This window comes from Halomicrobium mukohataei DSM 12286 (assembly GCF_000023965.1).
GTDB classification, from domain to species: Archaea; Halobacteriota; Halobacteria; order Halobacteriales; family Haloarculaceae; genus Halomicrobium; species Halomicrobium mukohataei.
Window position 1 is genome coordinate 1,466,056 of sequence record NC_013202.1, and the last position, 17,657, is coordinate 1,483,712.

General features: G+C 65.7%; 19 protein-coding genes. 9 read left to right on the top strand and 10 right to left on the bottom strand.

What is annotated here, in order from left to right; all coding sequences use genetic code 11:
• The first annotated feature begins 769 nt into the window (after positions 1-769).
• Positions 770-1,771: a M48 family metalloprotease gene (locus HMUK_RS17895; protein WP_240532183.1), complete on the top strand. Its 1,002-nt coding sequence runs from the start codon at positions 770-772 to the stop codon at positions 1,769-1,771.
• A 3-nt stretch (positions 1,772-1,774) separates the two neighbouring features.
• On the opposite strand, the gene HMUK_RS07335 is transcribed toward HMUK_RS17895, so the two are convergent.
• Complete coding sequence (locus HMUK_RS07335) at positions 1,775-2,701, bottom strand: HFX_2341 family transcriptional regulator (RefSeq protein ID WP_015762498.1); 927 nt, start codon at positions 2,699-2,701, stop codon at positions 1,775-1,777.
• Positions 2,702-2,932: 231 nt separating this feature from the next.
• On the opposite strand from HMUK_RS07335, the gene HMUK_RS18010 reads away from it, so the two are divergent.
• Positions 2,933-3,055, top strand: coding sequence for a hypothetical protein (locus tag HMUK_RS18010; RefSeq protein WP_262983429.1), 123 nt, complete (start codon positions 2,933-2,935; stop codon positions 3,053-3,055).
• A 118-nt stretch (positions 3,056-3,173) separates the two neighbouring features.
• Here the strand turns inward: HMUK_RS18010 and HMUK_RS07340 are convergent, their stop codons facing one another.
• From HMUK_RS07340 to HMUK_RS07355, 4 genes are all read right to left on the bottom strand, one after another.
• The gene (locus HMUK_RS07340; protein WP_015762499.1) at positions 3,174-3,743 is read right to left on the bottom strand and encodes a type IV pilin; all 570 of its coding nucleotides are present in this window, start codon (positions 3,741-3,743) and stop codon (positions 3,174-3,176) included.
• A gap of 120 nt (positions 3,744-3,863) precedes the next feature.
• Positions 3,864-4,244, bottom strand: a complete 381-nt coding sequence (locus tag HMUK_RS07345) for a YgaP family membrane protein (RefSeq protein WP_015762500.1) — start codon at positions 4,242-4,244, stop codon at positions 3,864-3,866.
• A gap of 226 nt (positions 4,245-4,470) precedes the next feature.
• Positions 4,471-6,045, bottom strand: a complete 1,575-nt coding sequence (locus tag HMUK_RS07350) for a sodium:solute symporter family protein (protein ID WP_015762501.1) — start codon at positions 6,043-6,045, stop codon at positions 4,471-4,473.
• On the bottom strand, positions 6,038-6,292 hold the full coding sequence (locus HMUK_RS07355) for a DUF3311 domain-containing protein (RefSeq protein ID WP_049940775.1): 255 nt from the start codon (positions 6,290-6,292) through the stop codon (positions 6,038-6,040). The genes HMUK_RS07350 and HMUK_RS07355 overlap by 8 nt, the downstream gene beginning before the upstream one ends.
• 571 nt (positions 6,293-6,863) lie before the next feature.
• On the opposite strand from HMUK_RS07355, the gene HMUK_RS07360 reads away from it, so the two are divergent.
• Together HMUK_RS07360 and dnaG are read left to right on the top strand one after the other, a co-directional pair.
• Positions 6,864-7,601, top strand: coding sequence for a sugar phosphate isomerase/epimerase family protein (locus tag HMUK_RS07360; protein WP_015762503.1), 738 nt, complete (start codon positions 6,864-6,866; stop codon positions 7,599-7,601).
• A gap of 113 nt (positions 7,602-7,714) precedes the next feature.
• Complete coding sequence (gene dnaG, locus HMUK_RS07365; RefSeq protein WP_015762504.1) at positions 7,715-9,100, top strand: DNA primase DnaG; 1,386 nt, start codon at positions 7,715-7,717, stop codon at positions 9,098-9,100.
• Here the strand turns inward: dnaG and HMUK_RS07370 are convergent, their stop codons facing one another.
• The gene (locus tag HMUK_RS07370) at positions 9,101-9,511 is read right to left on the bottom strand and encodes a GNAT family N-acetyltransferase (RefSeq protein WP_015762505.1); all 411 of its coding nucleotides are present in this window, start codon (positions 9,509-9,511) and stop codon (positions 9,101-9,103) included.
• Positions 9,508-10,854, bottom strand: a complete 1,347-nt coding sequence (locus tag HMUK_RS07375) for a DUF92 domain-containing protein (RefSeq protein WP_015762506.1) — start codon at positions 10,852-10,854, stop codon at positions 9,508-9,510. The genes HMUK_RS07370 and HMUK_RS07375 overlap by 4 nt, the downstream gene beginning before the upstream one ends.
• 136 nt (positions 10,855-10,990) lie before the next feature.
• Between HMUK_RS07375 and HMUK_RS07380 the strand changes: the two genes are divergently transcribed.
• On the top strand, positions 10,991-11,599 hold the full coding sequence (locus HMUK_RS07380) for an undecaprenyl diphosphate synthase family protein (RefSeq protein ID WP_015762507.1): 609 nt from the start codon (positions 10,991-10,993) through the stop codon (positions 11,597-11,599).
• 220 nt (positions 11,600-11,819) lie between these two features.
• Here HMUK_RS07380 and uppS read toward each other — a convergent pair whose 3' ends face one another.
• Positions 11,820-12,734, bottom strand: a complete 915-nt coding sequence (gene uppS / locus HMUK_RS07385) for a polyprenyl diphosphate synthase (RefSeq protein ID WP_015762508.1) — start codon at positions 12,732-12,734, stop codon at positions 11,820-11,822.
• A 160-nt stretch (positions 12,735-12,894) separates the two neighbouring features.
• Here uppS and HMUK_RS07390 point away from each other — a divergent pair, with 160 nt between their 5' ends.
• From HMUK_RS07390 to HMUK_RS07400, 3 genes are all read left to right on the top strand, one after another.
• Positions 12,895-13,089 carry a cold-shock protein gene (locus tag HMUK_RS07390; protein WP_015762509.1) on the top strand — a complete coding sequence of 65 codons (195 nt, stop codon included), beginning with the start codon at positions 12,895-12,897 and terminating at the stop codon, positions 13,087-13,089.
• Between the two features lie 5 nt (positions 13,090-13,094).
• Positions 13,095-13,289 (top strand): cold-shock protein, encoded by a 195-nt coding sequence (locus HMUK_RS07395; RefSeq protein WP_015762510.1) that lies wholly within the window; start codon positions 13,095-13,097, stop codon positions 13,287-13,289.
• Positions 13,290-13,556: 267 nt separating this feature from the next.
• A complete protein-coding gene (locus HMUK_RS07400) occupies positions 13,557-13,961 on the top strand; it encodes a DUF5778 family protein (RefSeq protein ID WP_015762511.1) in 405 nt (134 codons plus the stop codon).
• 1 nt (position 13,962) lies between these two features.
• On the opposite strand, the gene HMUK_RS07405 is transcribed toward HMUK_RS07400, so the two are convergent.
• A complete protein-coding gene (locus tag HMUK_RS07405; RefSeq protein ID WP_015762512.1) occupies positions 13,963-15,681 on the bottom strand; it encodes a flippase activity-associated protein Agl23 in 1,719 nt (572 codons plus the stop codon).
• Positions 15,682-15,938: 257 nt separating this feature from the next.
• On the bottom strand, positions 15,939-16,985 hold the full coding sequence (gene carA / locus HMUK_RS07410; RefSeq protein ID WP_015762513.1) for a glutamine-hydrolyzing carbamoyl-phosphate synthase small subunit: 1,047 nt from the start codon (positions 16,983-16,985) through the stop codon (positions 15,939-15,941).
• A 102-nt stretch (positions 16,986-17,087) separates the two neighbouring features.
• On the opposite strand from carA, the gene HMUK_RS07415 reads away from it, so the two are divergent.
• Positions 17,088-17,501 (top strand): Lrp/AsnC family transcriptional regulator, encoded by a 414-nt coding sequence (locus tag HMUK_RS07415; RefSeq protein WP_015762514.1) that lies wholly within the window; start codon positions 17,088-17,090, stop codon positions 17,499-17,501.
• Positions 17,502-17,657: the final 156 nt, after the last annotated feature.

The window sequence follows — 17,657 nt, forward strand, 5'->3', positions numbered from 1 at the left end:
GGTCGTCTCCATTGAATTTTACATTCCACAAATTAAATACGATACAGGAGGAGAGAATGAGACAATGACGAACAGATCTCTCCTCGCCGCCGTCTGTCTACTGTTGTGTCTTAGCGCCGGCCCACTCGTAACCAGTGCCGACGAGGACATACGTCCTCCAGACGAAGATGCAGTCGTCATCGATATCGACCCCGCTGGATCAGACACGGTGACACTGTTCTTCCAGACCGGCCCGACCTACGAACCCACCGAACGGGCGCGAGAACGTGCCGAGGACGCCGATATACCGGTGATAGATATTCGCACGAGAGAAGTCGACGCGGTGCAGACTGTTCGGATCAACGGTAATCTGGTGGAGGGTGGTCCTCTCTACGAGACGACGATCGAGACGGATCTCGGTCGTCAGACGGGCGTTCTCCAGCGAGAGATGACCAGCGAAACTATCCGGGGACTGACCGTCGAGGAGTCGACGGTTATCGTCGATGTGCCGACGGGCGCGACGGTACACCCGGCGTCCCAGCAGTCACACTCGTTCGGCCGGGAACGATACGGTGTCGACGGTCGGCCGTGGCTGTCCGGCGATGGGATCACCTACGGTGTCGGACCGATCGATCTCGCTCTCCTCTGTGGACTCCTCGTCGGCTCGTTTCTCGTACCCTACCTGTTCTTCCGAAGATGGGGTCGTTCGATCGCCGGCTGTGACGAGTCGCTTGCCGAGCGCGTCCACTCTGTGAGGGAAACACGAAGTATCGCGGCGTTCTATGGACCTGTGGTCCCGCTCGTGGCAGCACTATGGTTCGGTGCGTTCGCACCGATCGAGTTCTTGACCGCATCGATACTCTCAGCGAGTCCATCGGGAACGTGGTGGACAGTGACACTGTGGTTCGTCGCGTTCACACCGTTCGCCTGTGTCACTTGGCTCGGTTCGACGCTGGCGACCACTCCGATCTATCGGAGACTGGTCGACGCTCCGTACGATCGTCGTCGCGTCCTCGTCACGTGGAGTAAATCGACCGTCATTACCGTAGTCTGGTACTGGCTCGTCGTCGTCGTCCTGTACAGTTTCTCATCTCGGATTGTCGATTATCCTGCCGTCGGAGCACTGCTCGTCGGCCTCCTGCTCGTCGTCAGAGCCGGAGTAACACCGGCCCTGGTGGTGCTTGCCAACGGCATCGACTCGGTGACAGACGAAGTGGCGGCCGATATCAGAGAACTCTGTGACGACGTGGGCATCGATGTCCGTGGCGTTTATCGGCTCGAAACCGGCGACAGTCCTCAGATGAACGGACACCTCACCGGCCTCCCGGGTCTCTACTGGATCTTCGTCACCGACGACCTCTTGGAGCAGTGTGACTCGGCACAGATACGAGCGGTAGTAGCACACGAGATCGGCCACCTCCGGGGCTATCACATCCCCAAGCGGATCTTGTTCTCGGTCGGATACTGGTTCGTCGGATTCACTGCGTACTCGGTGGTACCGAGCATCTGGTTGCTGTTGATCGCCGTGGCCTTCTATCGCTTCTACGCACTGGGGTGGGTCACAACAGCCCAAGAGTACGCCGCCGACGCGTACGCAGCCTCCGCGACGAGTCCCGAGACCGTCGTCAGCATGCTGGAACGTCTCGCACAGTTCAATATAATGAAAAGGGATAGGGGGCGTCAAAAAGACCTCGCGAACGGACATCCGTCCATTCAGAAGCGTATCACACAGCTCCGAGACGATGCCGCAATTTCCGGAGACGACCCTGACGGAGATCCCGGAGATGCCTGACGTTTAGGTGTCCTCTCGGTCCCCGTGGGCGCGCACCCACAGCTCCCCGATCCGCGACAGGCGCGTCCGGTAGGATTTCCCGTGTTCCTCCTGCTCGATGTAGCCTTTCCCGCCCGGCCCCAGTCGGTCGACGTTGTAGATCACCTTCGACCGGAAGCTGTCGGTGTACTCCTCGCCCATGTCGCGGGCCAGCGCCTGTGCCAGCTCCGAGACCGACTCGAACTCGCCGTGTTCGCCGAGCGTAAAGAGGATGACCTCCTCGAAGGGCTTGACGTTCGAGAAGGAGGCGACTGGGAGCTCGACGACGTGGCTGCCGTCGATCTCCTTGGCTCCGATGGTGGTCCCGCGCTCGTCGAACTCGTCCAGTAGATCCCGGGCGGAGTCGAGACGAGCCGTGACGCGCTCACCGAGGTCCTCGTCGACCTCGTCCGGCGCGATTCCGTCGGCCTCCGCCTTCAGCTCCTCCAGCAGATCGTTCTGGCGGCGCAGCTCCTCGGCCAGCTCCGTTTCGAGGTACTTCTCGGGGACGGTGTAGTACGTGTGGATGCGGTCTCGGTCGCCCTCTCGTTCGACCATGATCGAGTGCGACGCCGTCGCGAAGGCAAAGGAGACGGTCCGGGGCATCGCGGAGATGTTGACCCACACCTCGTTGCCCTCGTCGAGCTCGGCGTTGATCAGCTCGAATGCCTGCTCGAAGGCCGCGTCGTAGTCGTACACGTCCTCGATGACGAACCGCTCGGTAGTCGCCCCCAGCAGGTTCTGGTAGTCCGTCTCCAGTTTCTCGGCGAGATGCTGGGAGTACTCGACGTTGGCCTCGCTACCGACGGCTCCCTCCAATAGAATGACGTGGTCCACGTCCAGTTGCTCGCGCACGAGCGGCGCGATGAGCCGGTCGTAGTCGAACCCGACCGGGACGATGTGGGTCTGCATGTCCACCGCTACTCGTGTCGAGGGCAAAAGAGTAGCTTCTCGCGTGTGTCGGGGCGGTCGACACTGTCGTTTGCGGGCCGCCGCGAGCAAGAGTGTGCGGTATCTGACACTCACGTTTCCGGGGTCGCCCTCCTCTGAGCGCGAAGACGCGCTGGTTCCGGGCCTCGACGTCGACCACGGGACGATCTGTACGTCTTCGTTCACTCCCGGCCGAGTGCGGAGCTGGCAGAGTTGCTCCGAATCGTCGAGCGCCACCGGCTGATCGTCGAGCTACACGACAACCTCTCGTTTGCTCCCTCGATCACGCTTCGTCCAGACGGTCCCGTCGAGATGACGGTCCGCCGTCGTGACTGATACGGATTATTGTAGCCATTTGCCGGTGATCGTCTACTCCGTGGCGACGATCACCGGTAAGCAACTACAATAAACCGTATGAGAAAGAGTGCGGCACCGACCGCCGGGGTGCAAAGCGTCACTGGCTCGTCGCGGTCAACGTCTTCGTGATCGGAACCGACTCCGTCGGCGTGTGAACGACGCGGACGGTGATCTCCTCGGCTTTCTCGATCGTACAGTCCGTATCGGGAATACGGAACGCGATCTGATCGCTGGCCGTGTACTCCGATCCGTGGATCGCGTTCTCGTCGGGCGTGCCGTCGCTGTTGTACGACCGCTCGTCGAAGATGTCGTCGCCCTCGATGTTGGCGGGACCGATCGCCTTACCGCCGTACCGGTCGACGGGGAGATTCACGAGCCGCCCCTTCTTGCCGCAGGCGTCGGTCGCGTCGACGACGACCTCCATCTCGGGGACCGGGATCCGGTCGCCTGCGACGTGGGTGAGGCGGACGATGCCGTTGCCGTCACCCACAGTGTTCGCTTCGAGCGTGCCACTGGACTGGCCGACGACGGGTCCCGGCTTGGTCGCCTCCTCGGCGAACCCGAGCGCGAACACCGAGACGGTCGCGGCCAGGATAACGACGACTGCGACCAGCAGGACGTTCGCTACCACCGGGGAAACGGCGCGACCGGATCGAGACGACATCATGTTCGGCAATTCAGCAAAGCTAACACAAAAAATTCCGTCTCCGGTTATCGGTCGTGAGCACGAAGTAACAGAACGACTGTAATTCGTTGACTGTCCGTCGGTGAGGCGTCCGCGACAGTGTCAGTGACAACGATCGTGGACGATCTCGCCGCCCTCGTCGGGGCCGCGACGCTCGCCGGGGACGATCGGCTCGCCGCAGTCGGCACAGGTGAGTCCGCCGTCGTCGGACGCGTCCTCGACGACGGTCTCCGTGTCCTCGCCTCGCAGTTCGTCGATGTCGACGGTGACCTCGTCGCCGGTCGTGTCGATGCCGAGCGCGTCGTTGAGCCCGCAGTACTTCGTCGTGGCGTTGAATCCGAAGGCCAGTGCGCCGATCCCGGCGAGCAGACCGCGCAGTCGCTTGCCGTTCCGGAGCGACCGAAGCGCTGCGACACTCAGCACGACCGCCAGTAGCGCGCGTGCGATCCGATCACGGCCGCCAACGTTGTCCGTTGAATCCATACTCGAATAGTTGGGTTCGACGCTCTTGTATCTTCACCTATGGGTCTCGGACGACCGGTAGTGTCGTACGGATTATTGTAGCGATGTACCGGTGATCGTCTACCCCGTGGCGACGATCGCCGGTACGCAACTACAACAAGCCGTATCATACTGCCGGCTGTAAGTCTGTATAGAATTTCGCGACCGCATTGTCGCGAATATCTTGAAACAGTTACAGCCGGCAGTATCAGTCGCCGTCGACACCCGAGACGCTGTACAGGCCGGCGTCCTCGCCGGGGGACGCGCTCGTCACGAGCGAGACGCCGACGGTCAGGACCAGTCCCAGCGCCATGCAGACGACGCTGGCCGACCAGCCACCGAGGTAGCTGCCGGGCACGAACGGGAGGAAGACGCTGGCGAGGTAGAACAGCTGCGAGCCGCCGACGCCGGCGTACATCCCCCAGCGGGTCGTCCGGGGCCAGTACAGCGCGACGATGACGGGCAGGGCCAGCTGGGCGAAGCCGCCGAACGCGGTGTCGCCGATCTGGACGAGCGTTCCCGGCGCGTAGAGGCTGGCGACGAACGAGACCGTCGCGAAGACGACCACGCCAGCGCGGGCGAGCAGCGTCTCGCGGTCGCGGTCGGAGTGAAGCGTGCGACCGACGGAGACGGCGACTGCGAGCAGGGATCGGCGGACGCGGTTCACCAGCGACGCGCGGTCCGGCAGCGTCGGCTCCTCCTCGGCGAGGTCGGTCACCGGTCGGTAGAGGTCGCGAGTGAGGTAGGAGGCGCCCGAGAGCAGCATCGAGTCGCTGGAGGACATCATGGCGGCCAGCGCCGCGGCGACGACGGCCGCCGTGAACCACCCGGCGGTGTACTCGTTGAGCACCGCCGGGATCACGTTGCCGTTCTCCGGAACGGTGACGCCCAGGCCGGCGGCCCACGCGCCGAGCATGAACGCGGGGACGAACAGCAGGACCACCAGTACGGGCCACAGCGCCAGCGTCCGCTTGAGCACTTTCTGGGAGCGAGCGACGAAGAAGCGCTGGTTGATCTGGGGGAACATCGTCACGCCGAAGGCGATGGAAATCGCCGTCGAGAGGACGTACTCCGGCGTGTACAGCCCGCCGCCCAGTGCGAGGAACTCGGGGTTGGTCTCGGCCAGTCGGTCCGTCGCCGCCGCCGGGCCGCCGACCGCCGAGAGGATCCAGGCGACGGCCGCCCAGATCAGCCCGAGCATGACGATCCCCTGGAGCGTGTCGGTCCAGGCGACCCCGCGCATCCCCGAGACGGCGACGTAGACGATCATAAAGAGCGTGATGCCGCCGGCACCGACCCAGAACGGGACCGCGCCGTCGGTCAGTCCGACGACCGCCTGGCCGGCACCCTTCTGCTGGAGCATCACGTAGGGAAAGAGCCAGAAGAGACTGATCGCCGCCACGAGCCCGCGGAGGAGACGCGAGCCGAAGCGATCGCCCAGCATCTCCCCGAGCGTGACGTAGCCGTGGCGCTGGCCGACGAGCCACTGCTTGTACCCCAGCACGTACCAGAGGACGGCGAAGATGATCCCGTCCATCAGCCCCATCACCAGCAGCCACTCGGGTCCCTGCGCGAAGGTGAGGTTCGGGCCGCCAAAGAAGGTAAAGGCCGACAGCAGCGTCGCGAACGTCGTGAACAGGAGTACGACCGTGCCGAATGTCCGGCTGGCGAGGTAGTAGTCTTCCGCCGTGCGATCGGTCAGGCGGTAGGCGACGACGCCGATGGCCGCCGCCAGTACCATGTAGCCGCCGACGATGCCCAGCTGGATCGTCGTGTCAGCCATCGCGATTCACCTCCGGCGTCTCGGCCTCGACGCCGACGCCCCAGCCGTAGCGGGTGAACGCGTAGAAGGCGACCGACGCCAGCCCCATCCAGCCGACGTGCCACCACACCCACAGCGGCAGCCCGGCAGCGACGGTGCTGTCTCGCCAGAGGAACCACGGGACCGCCAGTGCCGCCACTGCGAGCGCCGCGAGTGCCCACCCGAGCGCTTCGAAGCGACTGCGCGTCCAGTTCGAACCGTCCCACATCGTTGTGCTGGCTTGCAACTGGACTAACATAGAGGTAACGGCTATTCAATTCGGGAAATTGAAGAGGAATTCTGTTCGACCTGCCGTCGCGGGGGCGTCGGAAACGGCCGGCGACGGTCGGCGGTCGGGACCCGCGAGTTCGGCCCAACGGGTAGTGTTCAGATAAGCAACTGCGTCAGTGGACTTGTAGACACCGAAAGCCCTCGTGCAGTTGCGGTCCCGGGACCCACGCTGCGCTCCGGTAGGTGCTTGCGCGGTCCGGGTTCCCGCAAGGGCCGGCCGGTGGAACCGGCCGGCTATAACGTGACGGCTCCGCCGTCACGCAGCACTCGCCCTTTCATCCGCCAGGGTTCAGACGATCAGATAGCCGATACCTGGCGGATGAAAGGGCGAGGCGCGGTCGGCGGTTCTGCGGCGGCACTATCCGAGCGTAGTGAGGATATCCGCCACAGAACCGCCGAGCGGGCCGAGGGCTTTCGGTGCTTCACTTCCGCCACTCTCTATCTCTTATCTGAACACCGCCCCGCAACGCGGCCGTAGCTATTTGGGTACACGTCCGCAACGCCGACGCATGCAGACCGCAATCCAGCTGTACACGCTCCGCGAGATCGACGGATCGATCCTCGACGTGCTCGCCCGCGTCGGTGACGCCGGCTTCGACGGCGTCGAGTTCGCCTATCGCGTCGACGAAGCGTCCACCGCAGAGATCCGTGAGGCCCTCGAAGACGCCGGTCTCACTGCCGTCGCCGCACACGTCGGGATCGAGACCCTCGAAGCGGACCTCGACGGCGTGATCGAGACCGCGGAGGCGCTGGGCTACGAGGACATCGTCGTCCCGTGGCTCGATCCGGAACACTTCGAGACGGTCGCGGCCGTCGAGGCGACGGCCGAACGACTCTCGGAGCTGGCCAGGGCGGTCGCGGACCGCGGGCTACAGTTGCATTACCACAACCACGACCAGGAGTTCGCCGAGACCGACGAGGGCGTGGCCTTCGATCTGCTCGTCGAACGGTCCAGCGACGACCTCATGTTCGAGGTCGACGCCGGTTGGGCGCTGTACGGGGGCGCAGATCCCGTCGCTCTCCTCCACGAGTACGCCGACCGCATCTCGCTGGTCCACTTCAAAGACGTTCGCCTCGACAGCGAGGACGCCCCCCCGCTGGGCGAGGGCGACCTCGACGTCGACGCCGTCGCGACGGCCGCCCGGGAGATCGACGCCGAGTGGGCCGTCTTCGAGAACGACGAGCCCGACGACCCCGTGACGGCGCTGGCAAACGGCGCGGACGTGCTCTCCGGTGCAGTCCGGTAGACGAGTCCGACCCACAGCCCGACGGGGACCGGTCGGCAGCTATTTCAGGCGGCCAATCGAACGTCTTTTCGACACGAATACGGGGTCGATTCCCCGGCAACTGGAATCCAGGAATGCAGGACTCTACGAAATATCTCATCCACGCAGACTTTACCGCGAACGGCGTCGTCGAGCGCAACGACGTCGTCGGCGCAGTCTTCGGACAGACCGAAGGGCTGCTCGGCGACGAGCTCGACCTCCGGGAGCTACAGGAGGGGTCGAAAGTCGGGCGCGTCGACGTCGAAGTGACCTCCGAGGGGGGACAGTCCTTTGGCGAGATCACGATCGCGAGCGGACTCGACCGCGTCGAGACGGCGATCCTCGCGGCGTCGTTGGAGACGATCGAGCGGGTCGGACCGTGCCGTGCGACCGTCACCGTCACGGACCTCGAAGACGTCCGGCACGCGAAGCGTCGCGAGGTCGTCGAACGAGCCACGGAGCTGCTCGCGGACTTCGAGGCCGAGGCGATCACCTCCCACGACATCGTCGAAGAGGTCCGCCAGCGCCTCCGCGTCGCGGACATCACCGAGTACGAGGGACTGCCCGCCGGCCCACGCGTCGCCGAGAGCGACGCCATCATCGTCGTCGAGGGGCGAGCCGACGTGCTCCAGTTGCTCCAGTTCGGGATCAAAAACGCCGTCGCCGTCGAGGGGACGGACGTGCCCGAGGCGATCGCCGACCTGAGCCGCGAGCGGACCGTCACCGCGTTCCTCGACGGCGACCGCGGCGGCGAGCTGATCCTGAAAGAGCTGGCACAGGTCGGTGCCGTCGATCACGTCGCCTTCGCGCCGGCCGGCACGTGCGTCGAGGACCTCTCGCGCTCACAGATTCTCGCGGCGCTACGGGACAAGGTCCCCTACGAGGCCGTCGACGAGGGAAGCCCGGCCCCGGTCGCGGCGACGCCGGACGCGTCCGAGGACGAACCCGACGAGCCCGACGAGCCCGACGAGCCCGACGAGCCCGACGAGCCACGTGCGGTCACCTCCGGCGGCCGAGACGTCGACACCGACGTCGGGACCACCGACGCGGCGTCGGCACCGTCCGAGACGGTCGAACCAGTGTCCCCCGAGACCGACAGCGAGAGCGCCGGCCGCCAAGCGTCGCCGGACGCCGTCGAACGCTCTCCCGGCGAGCCCGACGACGGCCAGGACGCGAGCGACGACGCGTCGCCGTCGACGGTGGCGGCACACGCACAGGCAGTCGTCGCCGAAGGTACCGGGACCGTCCGGCTGCTCGACGACGAGGCGAGCGTTCTCCGTGACGGTCCCGCGACCGAGGCGTTCGCGCTCGTCGAGGCGGCCGATCCGGTCCCGGCGGCGGTCGTCCTCGACGACACGCTCTCCCAGCGACTCCTCGACGTGGCTGCCCAGCGGGGCGTCGACGAGATCGTCGCCCGACAGACCGGCGAGTTCGTCAAACAGCCGACGACGGTCCGCGTGCGGACGATCGAGGACCTGTAGTTACCGCTCGAACACCAGACCGTCGGCGTCGTCGTAGTGGTCCGGTATCTCCTCGACGACGGTGAATCCGAACCCGCGGTAGAACGCGTGGACGCGCCCGGCGTCGGCCCGCGCGGTGAGCCGTACCGTGTCGATTCCGTGCTCGGCCAGTCGGTCCAGCAGTGCCCGCATCAGGCGGCTTCCGTTGCCCTCGCCCTGTCTGTCGGGCGCGATCGCGAACTCCGCGACGTAGGCGACCTCGTCGTCGGGGACGGCGAGCGCGTAGCCGATGGGTTCGTCGACGGTCAGGACCAGGACCAGCGACGGCTCGCCGAGCGACAGCTCCAGTAGCTCCGGCCACGGGTCCGACAGCGTCGCGGCCTGAATGCGTCGCAGCCGGGGCCAGTCGCCGGGCTGGCCCTCGCGGATCATAGCACGAGCTGGAAGGCGAGTCCGCCGGCCACCGCCGCCGCCAGCGTGGCCAGCAGGTTCACGCTCTGGTTGCCGACCGTCTCGCCCTCGACCGTCGCCCCGAGGAAGCTGTCGACCAGCATGCCGAGGAAGCCGGCACCGAGGATCACGAGCGCGCCGACGGCTCCGATGTCCGCGAACAGCCCGCCAGCGATGCCGGCGACGATGCCCGAGCCGACCAGCCCGGCGACGGCACCCTGCCAGGTCACGCCGCCGTCCGTGCCGGGTTCGACGCGCCGGAGCGTCGTGATCAGCCGCGGATTGTCGTAGAGGCCGCCGAACTCGCTGGAGAAGGTGTCGCTCATCGCGGCGGCGACCGCGCCCGCGAAGGCGTACAGCAGCAACATCGGATCGATGCCGGTGTGGCTCGGGCTCGCCGCCGCGGCGAGGACGGCCACGAGCGCGACGATGGAGTTGGCGAGGACGTTGCCGCTGCCCCGAGCGCCCTCGTTTTCCTCGGCGATGCCGCGATCGAGTTTCTCGTCGTAGCGGAACTTCGTCGCCAGACCACCGAGACCGAAGAAGGTGATGAGCATGGCGAACCACCGGAAGTCACCGAGGACGATCGTCAGGAGACCGAGGAAGACGCCGGTGAGCATCCCCGGCAGCGACGCCGTATCGAGCGCGTAGGAGACGTAGCCGAGGACGACCGTCACGCCCAGCGCGAGGGCGATACGCCCCGCCGTCACGTCGTGCAAGGGGAGATCGGAGAACAGCCACAGCAACAGCCCGATCGAGAACAGCACCAGCGGGTCGTCACGCTCGAACAGGACCGCTCGCAGCAGCGCCGCCAGCAGAGCGCCGCTGATCGCGTAGAACGCGAGCAGCGCGAGGAACTGACTCGTCAGCGGTCGGCCGGCCAGCATCGCCGAGACGGCGCTCCCGGCGGTCGCCGCCAGGAACCCCGCCGTCACGAACCCGGCAGTCGCGGCTACCGCGTCGGCGGTCACGCGCTCGACCAGCCGCGTGCCGAGATTCCCGCCGGCCAGCACGAACACGCTGGCGACGAACACCCACATCGGGAGCCCGAACTGGAGGGCGAGCAGCGAGAGCCCGGCGATCGAGAGGGCGAAGCCAGCGAGCCCGTACAGGGTGTGGTCCTCGCGGTCGCCCGGCCGGGCGAACAGCTCGAACAACGGACCGTCGTCGACGACGGTCAGTGCGAGCGCCGCGATCCCCACGAACGGAGCGATCGCGAGCGCCGTCGCCAGCCACGGCGGTTCGACGCCGTCGACGAGGGGCACGAGGAGCGCCACGGCCCCGACCAGCGCGAACCCGACGGCCCGCCGGACAGCAGATGTCACGTCACGCTGGTACCGTAGAGAGGCACTTACCCTTTCCGAACTCGGCGACCGGCCGTCGGAGAGCGGTCGACGGGTGACCCGACACGAGGTCTCGCCGATCCGAAGAATTACGCCGGCCGACGCGCTACGGCCCAGCGTGGCCATCTACGACCGGTATCTCGCGGCTCGCCTACAGCTGAGCGACGCGGCGCTCCCCGAGACAGTCGCTCTCGTCATCACGGAGCGCGATCTGCTCGTCGACGGTGCCTACGAGACTCTGGAGCGGTTCTTCGACCTGGCCGTGCAGTTCGGAGCCGACCGGATCGTCGTCTACGTCAGCGTCCTCGACGAGGGGGTCGTCCCGACGATCGAGTCGGAGCTGCGGACCCTGCGCGCCCCTCGCGAGGTCGCAGTCAGAGGACCCGACGACGACGATCCGGCGGACGCCCCGATCGGCGTCTCGATCGGGTTGGGCGGCAAACACGAGTTCGCCATCGCCGTCCGATCGATCGCTCAGTCGGTCGCCGACGGCGACCTCGCCCCCGACGAGATCGACGAAAGCGTCGTCGAGGAGCAACTGGTCTTCCCGACCGCGCCGGACCTGGTGGTCAAGACCGGGGCCGAACGACTCTCGGATTTCATGATCTGGCAGTCCGTCTACTCCGAGCTGTACTTCACGGACGTGAACTGGCAGAACTTCGGCGAGCGTGACTACCTGCGCGCGCTCAGGGACTACCAGGACCGACAGCGCCGATTCGGGCGGTAGTCCGAGTGTTGGCAGACGAACGGAGTGAGTCTCGCGGGGTTTTGGCCGGCCAGACCCGGCCAGAGACTGATCTACACGAGCGTTTGTTCCGATCAGAGAAGGTTGAAGGACGTTTTTGCGCGAGTAGTGCGCGAAGATCCCGCATACCATGTGAACGGGCCTACGGCCCGTGAACAGATGGTGCGCCTCCGGCGCACCCGAAGCGGAAAACAGTGGGTGCTCAGTCCGCGACCACGTCGACGTCGTCTTCGACGGCCTCCCGTTCCTGGCGCGTCAGCGCGTCGCGGAAGCGACCGAGGATCCGCCGGGCCTGTGACGCCTCGGGGCCGAGAGCCCGGACGAGCGTCAGCGCGCGGCGAGCGCGCGTGCGACGCCAAGACTCGGCGCGGTGCTCGTAGGTCCGGATCGCCCGCAGGAAGTCGATCTTCCGGAATTCGGGCCAGTAGGGGGCACAGAAGTAGACCGCAGCCTCGTTGCCCTTGGCGTGCCAGGGGAGGAAATTCGAGGTCCGCTCGTCGCCGCCGGTCCGGACGATCAGGTCGACGTCGCGGGTCGGACCCTCGTAGAGTCGCCCCTCGATGGTGTCGGCGTCGACCGACTCGGGATCGAGTTCGCCGTCGTCGACCGCCCGGGCGATGTCCCGGGTCGCGCCGAGCAGTTCCGCGCGGCCACCGTAGGCCAGGGCGACGTTCAACTGGAGTCGGTCGTAGCAGGCAGTCCGGCTCTCGGCGTAGTCGATCGCATCGCGGACGCGCTCGGGAAGCCGCTCAGTTTCGCCGATCGCCCGGATCCGGACCTCGTTATCGTGGACGCGGTCGGTATCGGCGAACGCCCTGAGCTTCCGTTCGATGAGGTCGAAGAGGTGTTCCTGCTGCTCTTTGGGCCGATCGAAGTTCTCCGTCGAGAAGGTGTACAGCGTCACTTCGTCGACAGCCAGTTCGTCACACCAGTGCAGGAGTGCCTCCGTCGTCTCCGCCCCTTCGGTGTAGCCCGCCGTGGTGTCGGCACCCTGTTCGCGGGCGTACCGGCGATTGCCGTCCTGGATGACGGCGACGTGGCTGGGTGCGTCCGAGAGCTCGCGCTCGAGGAGACGTTCGTACGCGGTCTGTGCGAGGTCACGCGCCCGCTGTAGCATCGTGTCATTCGACAAACTCGACGGGCATGAGTTTTGCGATCTGTCGCCCGCCAGCGGCCGCCCCGTCGGGTCGTTCGACCGACCGCCCGAATTCTGTTCCGTGAGATCGGTCGGAATAACCGGTGGGTTTTAATAGCAGAACCACCATTGGATACGTGCAATGGCGACCGGTACGGTTGACTTCTTCAACGACACTGGCGGTTACGGGTTTATCGACACAGAAGACGCCGACGAGGACGTCTTCTTCCACATGGAAGACATCGGCGGTCCTGACCTCGAAGAGGGCCAGGAAGTCGAGTTCGACATCGTGCAAGCGGACAAGGGTCCGCGTGCGGAAAACCTCACCCGGCTGTGATCACAATGGCGCAAGGTACTGTAGACTTCTTCAACGACACGGGCGGTTACGGATTCATCGACACGGAGGACGCTGACGACGACGTGTTCTTCCACATGGAGGACATCGGCGGTCCCGACCTCGAAGAGGGTCAGGAAGTCGAGTTCGACATCGTGCAAGCGGACAAGGGTCCGCGAGCCGAGAACCTGACGCGACTGTAAGCTCATACTGCCGGCTGTAACTGTGTCAAGATATTCGCGACCACGGGGTCGCGAAATTCCGTACAGACGTACAGCCGGTAGTATCACGCTGCAGTCGAGTTCTCCGCTTTCGATCGCGACAGCGGCGACACGAGCCGCCGCCACGTACGTCCGACGACCGAAGACGTTCGGGAGCAGTGACTCTCGAAACCGCCGGAGACGAACGATACGGCGGGGTCGCAGCCGCGAATCGTGAGTCGTATTAGTGCCGACAGACGAGTGAGTCGTATGGGCGCGGAGACACTCGACGAAGACCTCTATCGACGCACGAAGGCACTGCTCGAACCCGGCGAGATCGAACTGAACGGGACGATCGTCCACACCGACCTCGACGGGCAAGACGACATCGAGATGATGGAGACGACCCTCGAAGCGGGCAACGTCATCGCCGAGCACGCCGGCCACGACCCGAAAGACACCTACGTCTACTCGGGCAACGACGACGCCGACTTCTCTTCGAACCAGCACCAGGGGCTCACCATCGACGGCGAGGAGTTCGTCTGGGAGTGCCAACAGCTCCTCCGTGACGGGAGCTTCGACATCGTGTTTTACTACGAGGCCAGCGCCGATCAGGCCGCGATCCTCGACGACCTGCGGGACGCGGGATACGAGGTCACGGGCGTCGAAGGGTAGGCTACGACTCGCTCAGGTCTTCTCGGACGAAGAACGTCGTCGCCCCGCCGGACGCACGGAACTCGTAGCTCTCGGCCGTGTACCCCGACAGCCGGGATTCGAGCGCCGTCGCGTTGTCGCCCCGTGCGACGACGACCGGCGGGCGATCGGCTTCGATCGTCGCGGGATCGGCCGCACACGACGCGTTCAGGTCGTGTTTCGCGAGGTACCACTGTAGGGGCAACAGCTCTCCGAGATCGCCACAGCGTGGCTCCTGTGGACTGACGCCGCGCGGGGCCGCGAGCTCCGAGCCGTAGATCACCACGTCCGTCCCCTCGGAGTCGGTCTCGGCGGCAACGGCCAGCACCGGCCGGAAGTCGTCGGTCGGCTGAGCGTACTGGACGAGGTTGTTGTCTGCCGCGGCCGGCGATTCGTAGACGAGCCCCCCGGCCGTCACGGCGACCTGGGCGGTGAGGACGAGGAGCAAGACGCCGACCAGCGAGGCCGACACCGTGTCGTCCCCGTCGAAGGCGGTTCGGCCCAGCCGGTAGAGGTACGCCAGCCCGACGGCCGCCGGGAGCGCCAGTGGCACCAGCGCGTTGACCGTGATCCAGGCCCCGTAGATGTCGGTCCCCAGCGGGTAACCGACCACCGAGACGAACCCCCAGTAGCCGGCAAAGAGCACGACGGGACGCGGACGGACCGCGCCGTACCGCTCGATCAGGAACCCGCCGACGGCCAGCACCGACAGCGGCAGGGCAGCCACGAGCAGCGTTTCGAGGAACCGTCCGAGAAAGCAGGCGTAGCCGTCGACGAGGTTGTCCTTGTGACAGCCCGGATCGGAGGTGCCGCCGAACCAGTACTCGAAGCCCTCGGTGAGATCCGCGACCGTGGTGTCGACTACGGCCGGGAGCGAACTCGGGTGTCCGATCGCGTACCAGAGTCCGACGCCGTCCGCGGGGTTGCGCGGCGCGAAGAAGAAGAAGACGACCAGTCCGAAGACGGCGACGGCCCCGACGAGGTGGCCGGCGTAGCGACCGACGCCGGCCGGCCCGAGCGATCGACCACGGGAGACGAGCCGGCCCCAGTAGCGGCTCGCAACGTCGAAACCGCGTTCCTCGCCCCGCTCGGCGAAGAAGAGCTGGTCGACGACGAGCGCGGTCGCGCCGACCCAGACGACGGCGTAGACGACGGTGTTCTCCTTTGCCGCGAGCGCGAGCCCGAACAGCGCGGCGACGCCGTAGACGTAGCGGACCCGTCTCGTGTCGTAGGCCCGCACTGCGAGACCGAAGGCGACGAAGACGAAGCCCGCGACCAGCAGCGTGCTCCGGAAGAACCGCGAGTAGTACAGCAAGACCGGATTGGCCGCCAGCACGACCGCCAGCGCGACCACTTCGCTGTCACGGAGGTGTTCGCGAAAGAGCAGTGCCGACAGCGGCAACAGACCGCCGAAGACCGCGACGGGCAACCGCATCACTGCATCGCCCGTCCCGAGTACCTGGAACAGGGCGGCGTCGGCGTACTGGACCAGCGGTCCGTGGACGATGTAGCGATAGGAGATCGACCCCGTCTCGGCGTACTCCAGCGCCCAGTAGGCCACTCTCCCCTCGTCGAAGTGTGCGATGCGTCCCCCCAGGTCGACGAGTCGCGCCACCAGCGCGAGCACCGTCACTGCGACCACTCCCGTCAGCGCGGGGTCGGCGCTCGCACGCGCCCGCCAGTCGATGTCGCCAGCAACCATTACCGGGGGAGAGAGAGTCCACCGTTAAAGAGCTAGTCATCGATCAAAACCGATCTAAAGGACGGCCGGCACGTTTCGCTCGTCTCGCCCCGCGCTACTCGCGTGTCGTTCGCTTCGCTCATACGGACGGTTGTAGGCGTTTACCCAGTCGACCGCACGACGGCGTGCGGTCGATCTGGTAAAGACCTACAACTTTCCGTATCACTCCCGCTCGCAATTCCGAGGCCCGCCGCTCCTGCGATTCGCGACGCGCCTCGCTACTCTTCTGCCAGCGCCAGCACGTCGTCGAAGAAGTCCAGCGAGTCGTTCGGGCCGGGGTTGGCCTCCGGGTGGTACTGGCGGGTGATGATGTCGAGGTCGTCGTTTTCCAGTCCCTCGGGCGTGTCGTCGTTGACGTTGACCTGTGTTACGTCGAGTTTCTCGCCGGGATCGGCGACCGTGTAGCCGTGGTTCTGGGTGGTCATGACGACCTGCCCGCTGCGCAGGTCGCGAACGGGCTGGTTGACGCCGCGGTGGCCGAACTCCATCTTCTCGGTGTCGCCACCCAGGGCGTTGGCGACGACCTGCTGGCCCAGACAGATGCCAGCGAGGGGGACGTCGCCGACCTTCTCGGCGACGAGTTCGTTGGCCTGCTCGAAGTTCACCGGGTCGCCGGGGCCGTTCGAAATAAACAGGACGTCCGGGTCGAGTTCGTCGACCGTCTCGGGGGTCGTGTCGTAGGGCAGGACGTGGACGGTGGCGTCGCGTTCGACCAGCGACGAGACGATCGATCCCTTCGCGCCACAGTCGACGAGCGCGACCGTCGGTCCGTCGCCCGCCTCGTTGTGGGTCTCGCGTTCGTCGACGCTGACCTGTGCACCGATGTCGGTGTGGTCGGACATGTGCTCACACTGGGCGAGCTGTTCGAGGGCCGCTTCCTCGCTGGCGTCGGGACCGGCCGAGATGCCACACTTCATCGCGCCCTCGTCGCGGATCTCCGTGACGATGTCGCGTGTGTCGAGGTGGTCGACGGCCGGGACGCCCTCGCTTTCGAGCCACTCGGCCACGTCGTCGGTCATCTCGCGAGCGACGGCGGCACGGGGGTGGACTCGATCGGACTCGAACCGCTCTTCGCGGACGCCGTAGTTGCCGATCAGGGGATAGGAGAACGTGAGGACCTGCTCTTCGTAGGACGGGTCGGTCAGACTCTCCTCGTAGCCCGTGTACGCGGTGGTGAATACCAGTTCGCCACGTGCGGTGCCCGGTGCGCGCGAACGTGCCTCGACGACACGCTCACCTTCGATCGCGACGTATGCGTCAGCCATTACGAGATACGTACATAGTTCGGGCTGATAAGGGTTGCTTTCGAAGTCGAGTTACGATTTTCGTAATCCTCAAGTAGGGACCGCGACAAGCGTCACATCTCAATGGACGACCTCGACCGCGAGATCATGGGCATCCTCCGGCGGGACTCCCGGACGCCGTACACGGAGATCGCCGACGAGGTGGGAACCTCCGAGGGAACCGTCCGAAACCGCGTCGAGCGGCTGATCGACGAGGGGGTCATCGAGCGCTTCACCATCGCTACGCAGACGGGCAACGTCAAAGCGATGATCGAGGTCAGCGTCGACGTCAACGTGGACACGCACGCGGTCACCGACCTCATGGCCGAATGGCCCGAAGTCGACTTCGTCTGGCAGGTGTCGGGAGAGGAGGACATCGTACTCGTGGTCGACTGTGCCGACACCGGCGGCGTCAACGAACTGATCACACAGGCCCGAGAGCTGGAGGAAGTCGTGAGCACGAAGACGAGGTTAATCTTGGACGAACGGCTTGGGTGATCCACAGGGAACCAAGCCGTTCATTCTGAGATTTCCTGATGAGGCTGATTCTCGACGAGCGACTCGGCTGAGGAAGCGAAGCGAGTCGCTGATTGGAGAATCCGCCGAGGAGAGACTGATTCTCGACGAGCGACTCGGCTGAGGAAGCGAAGCGGG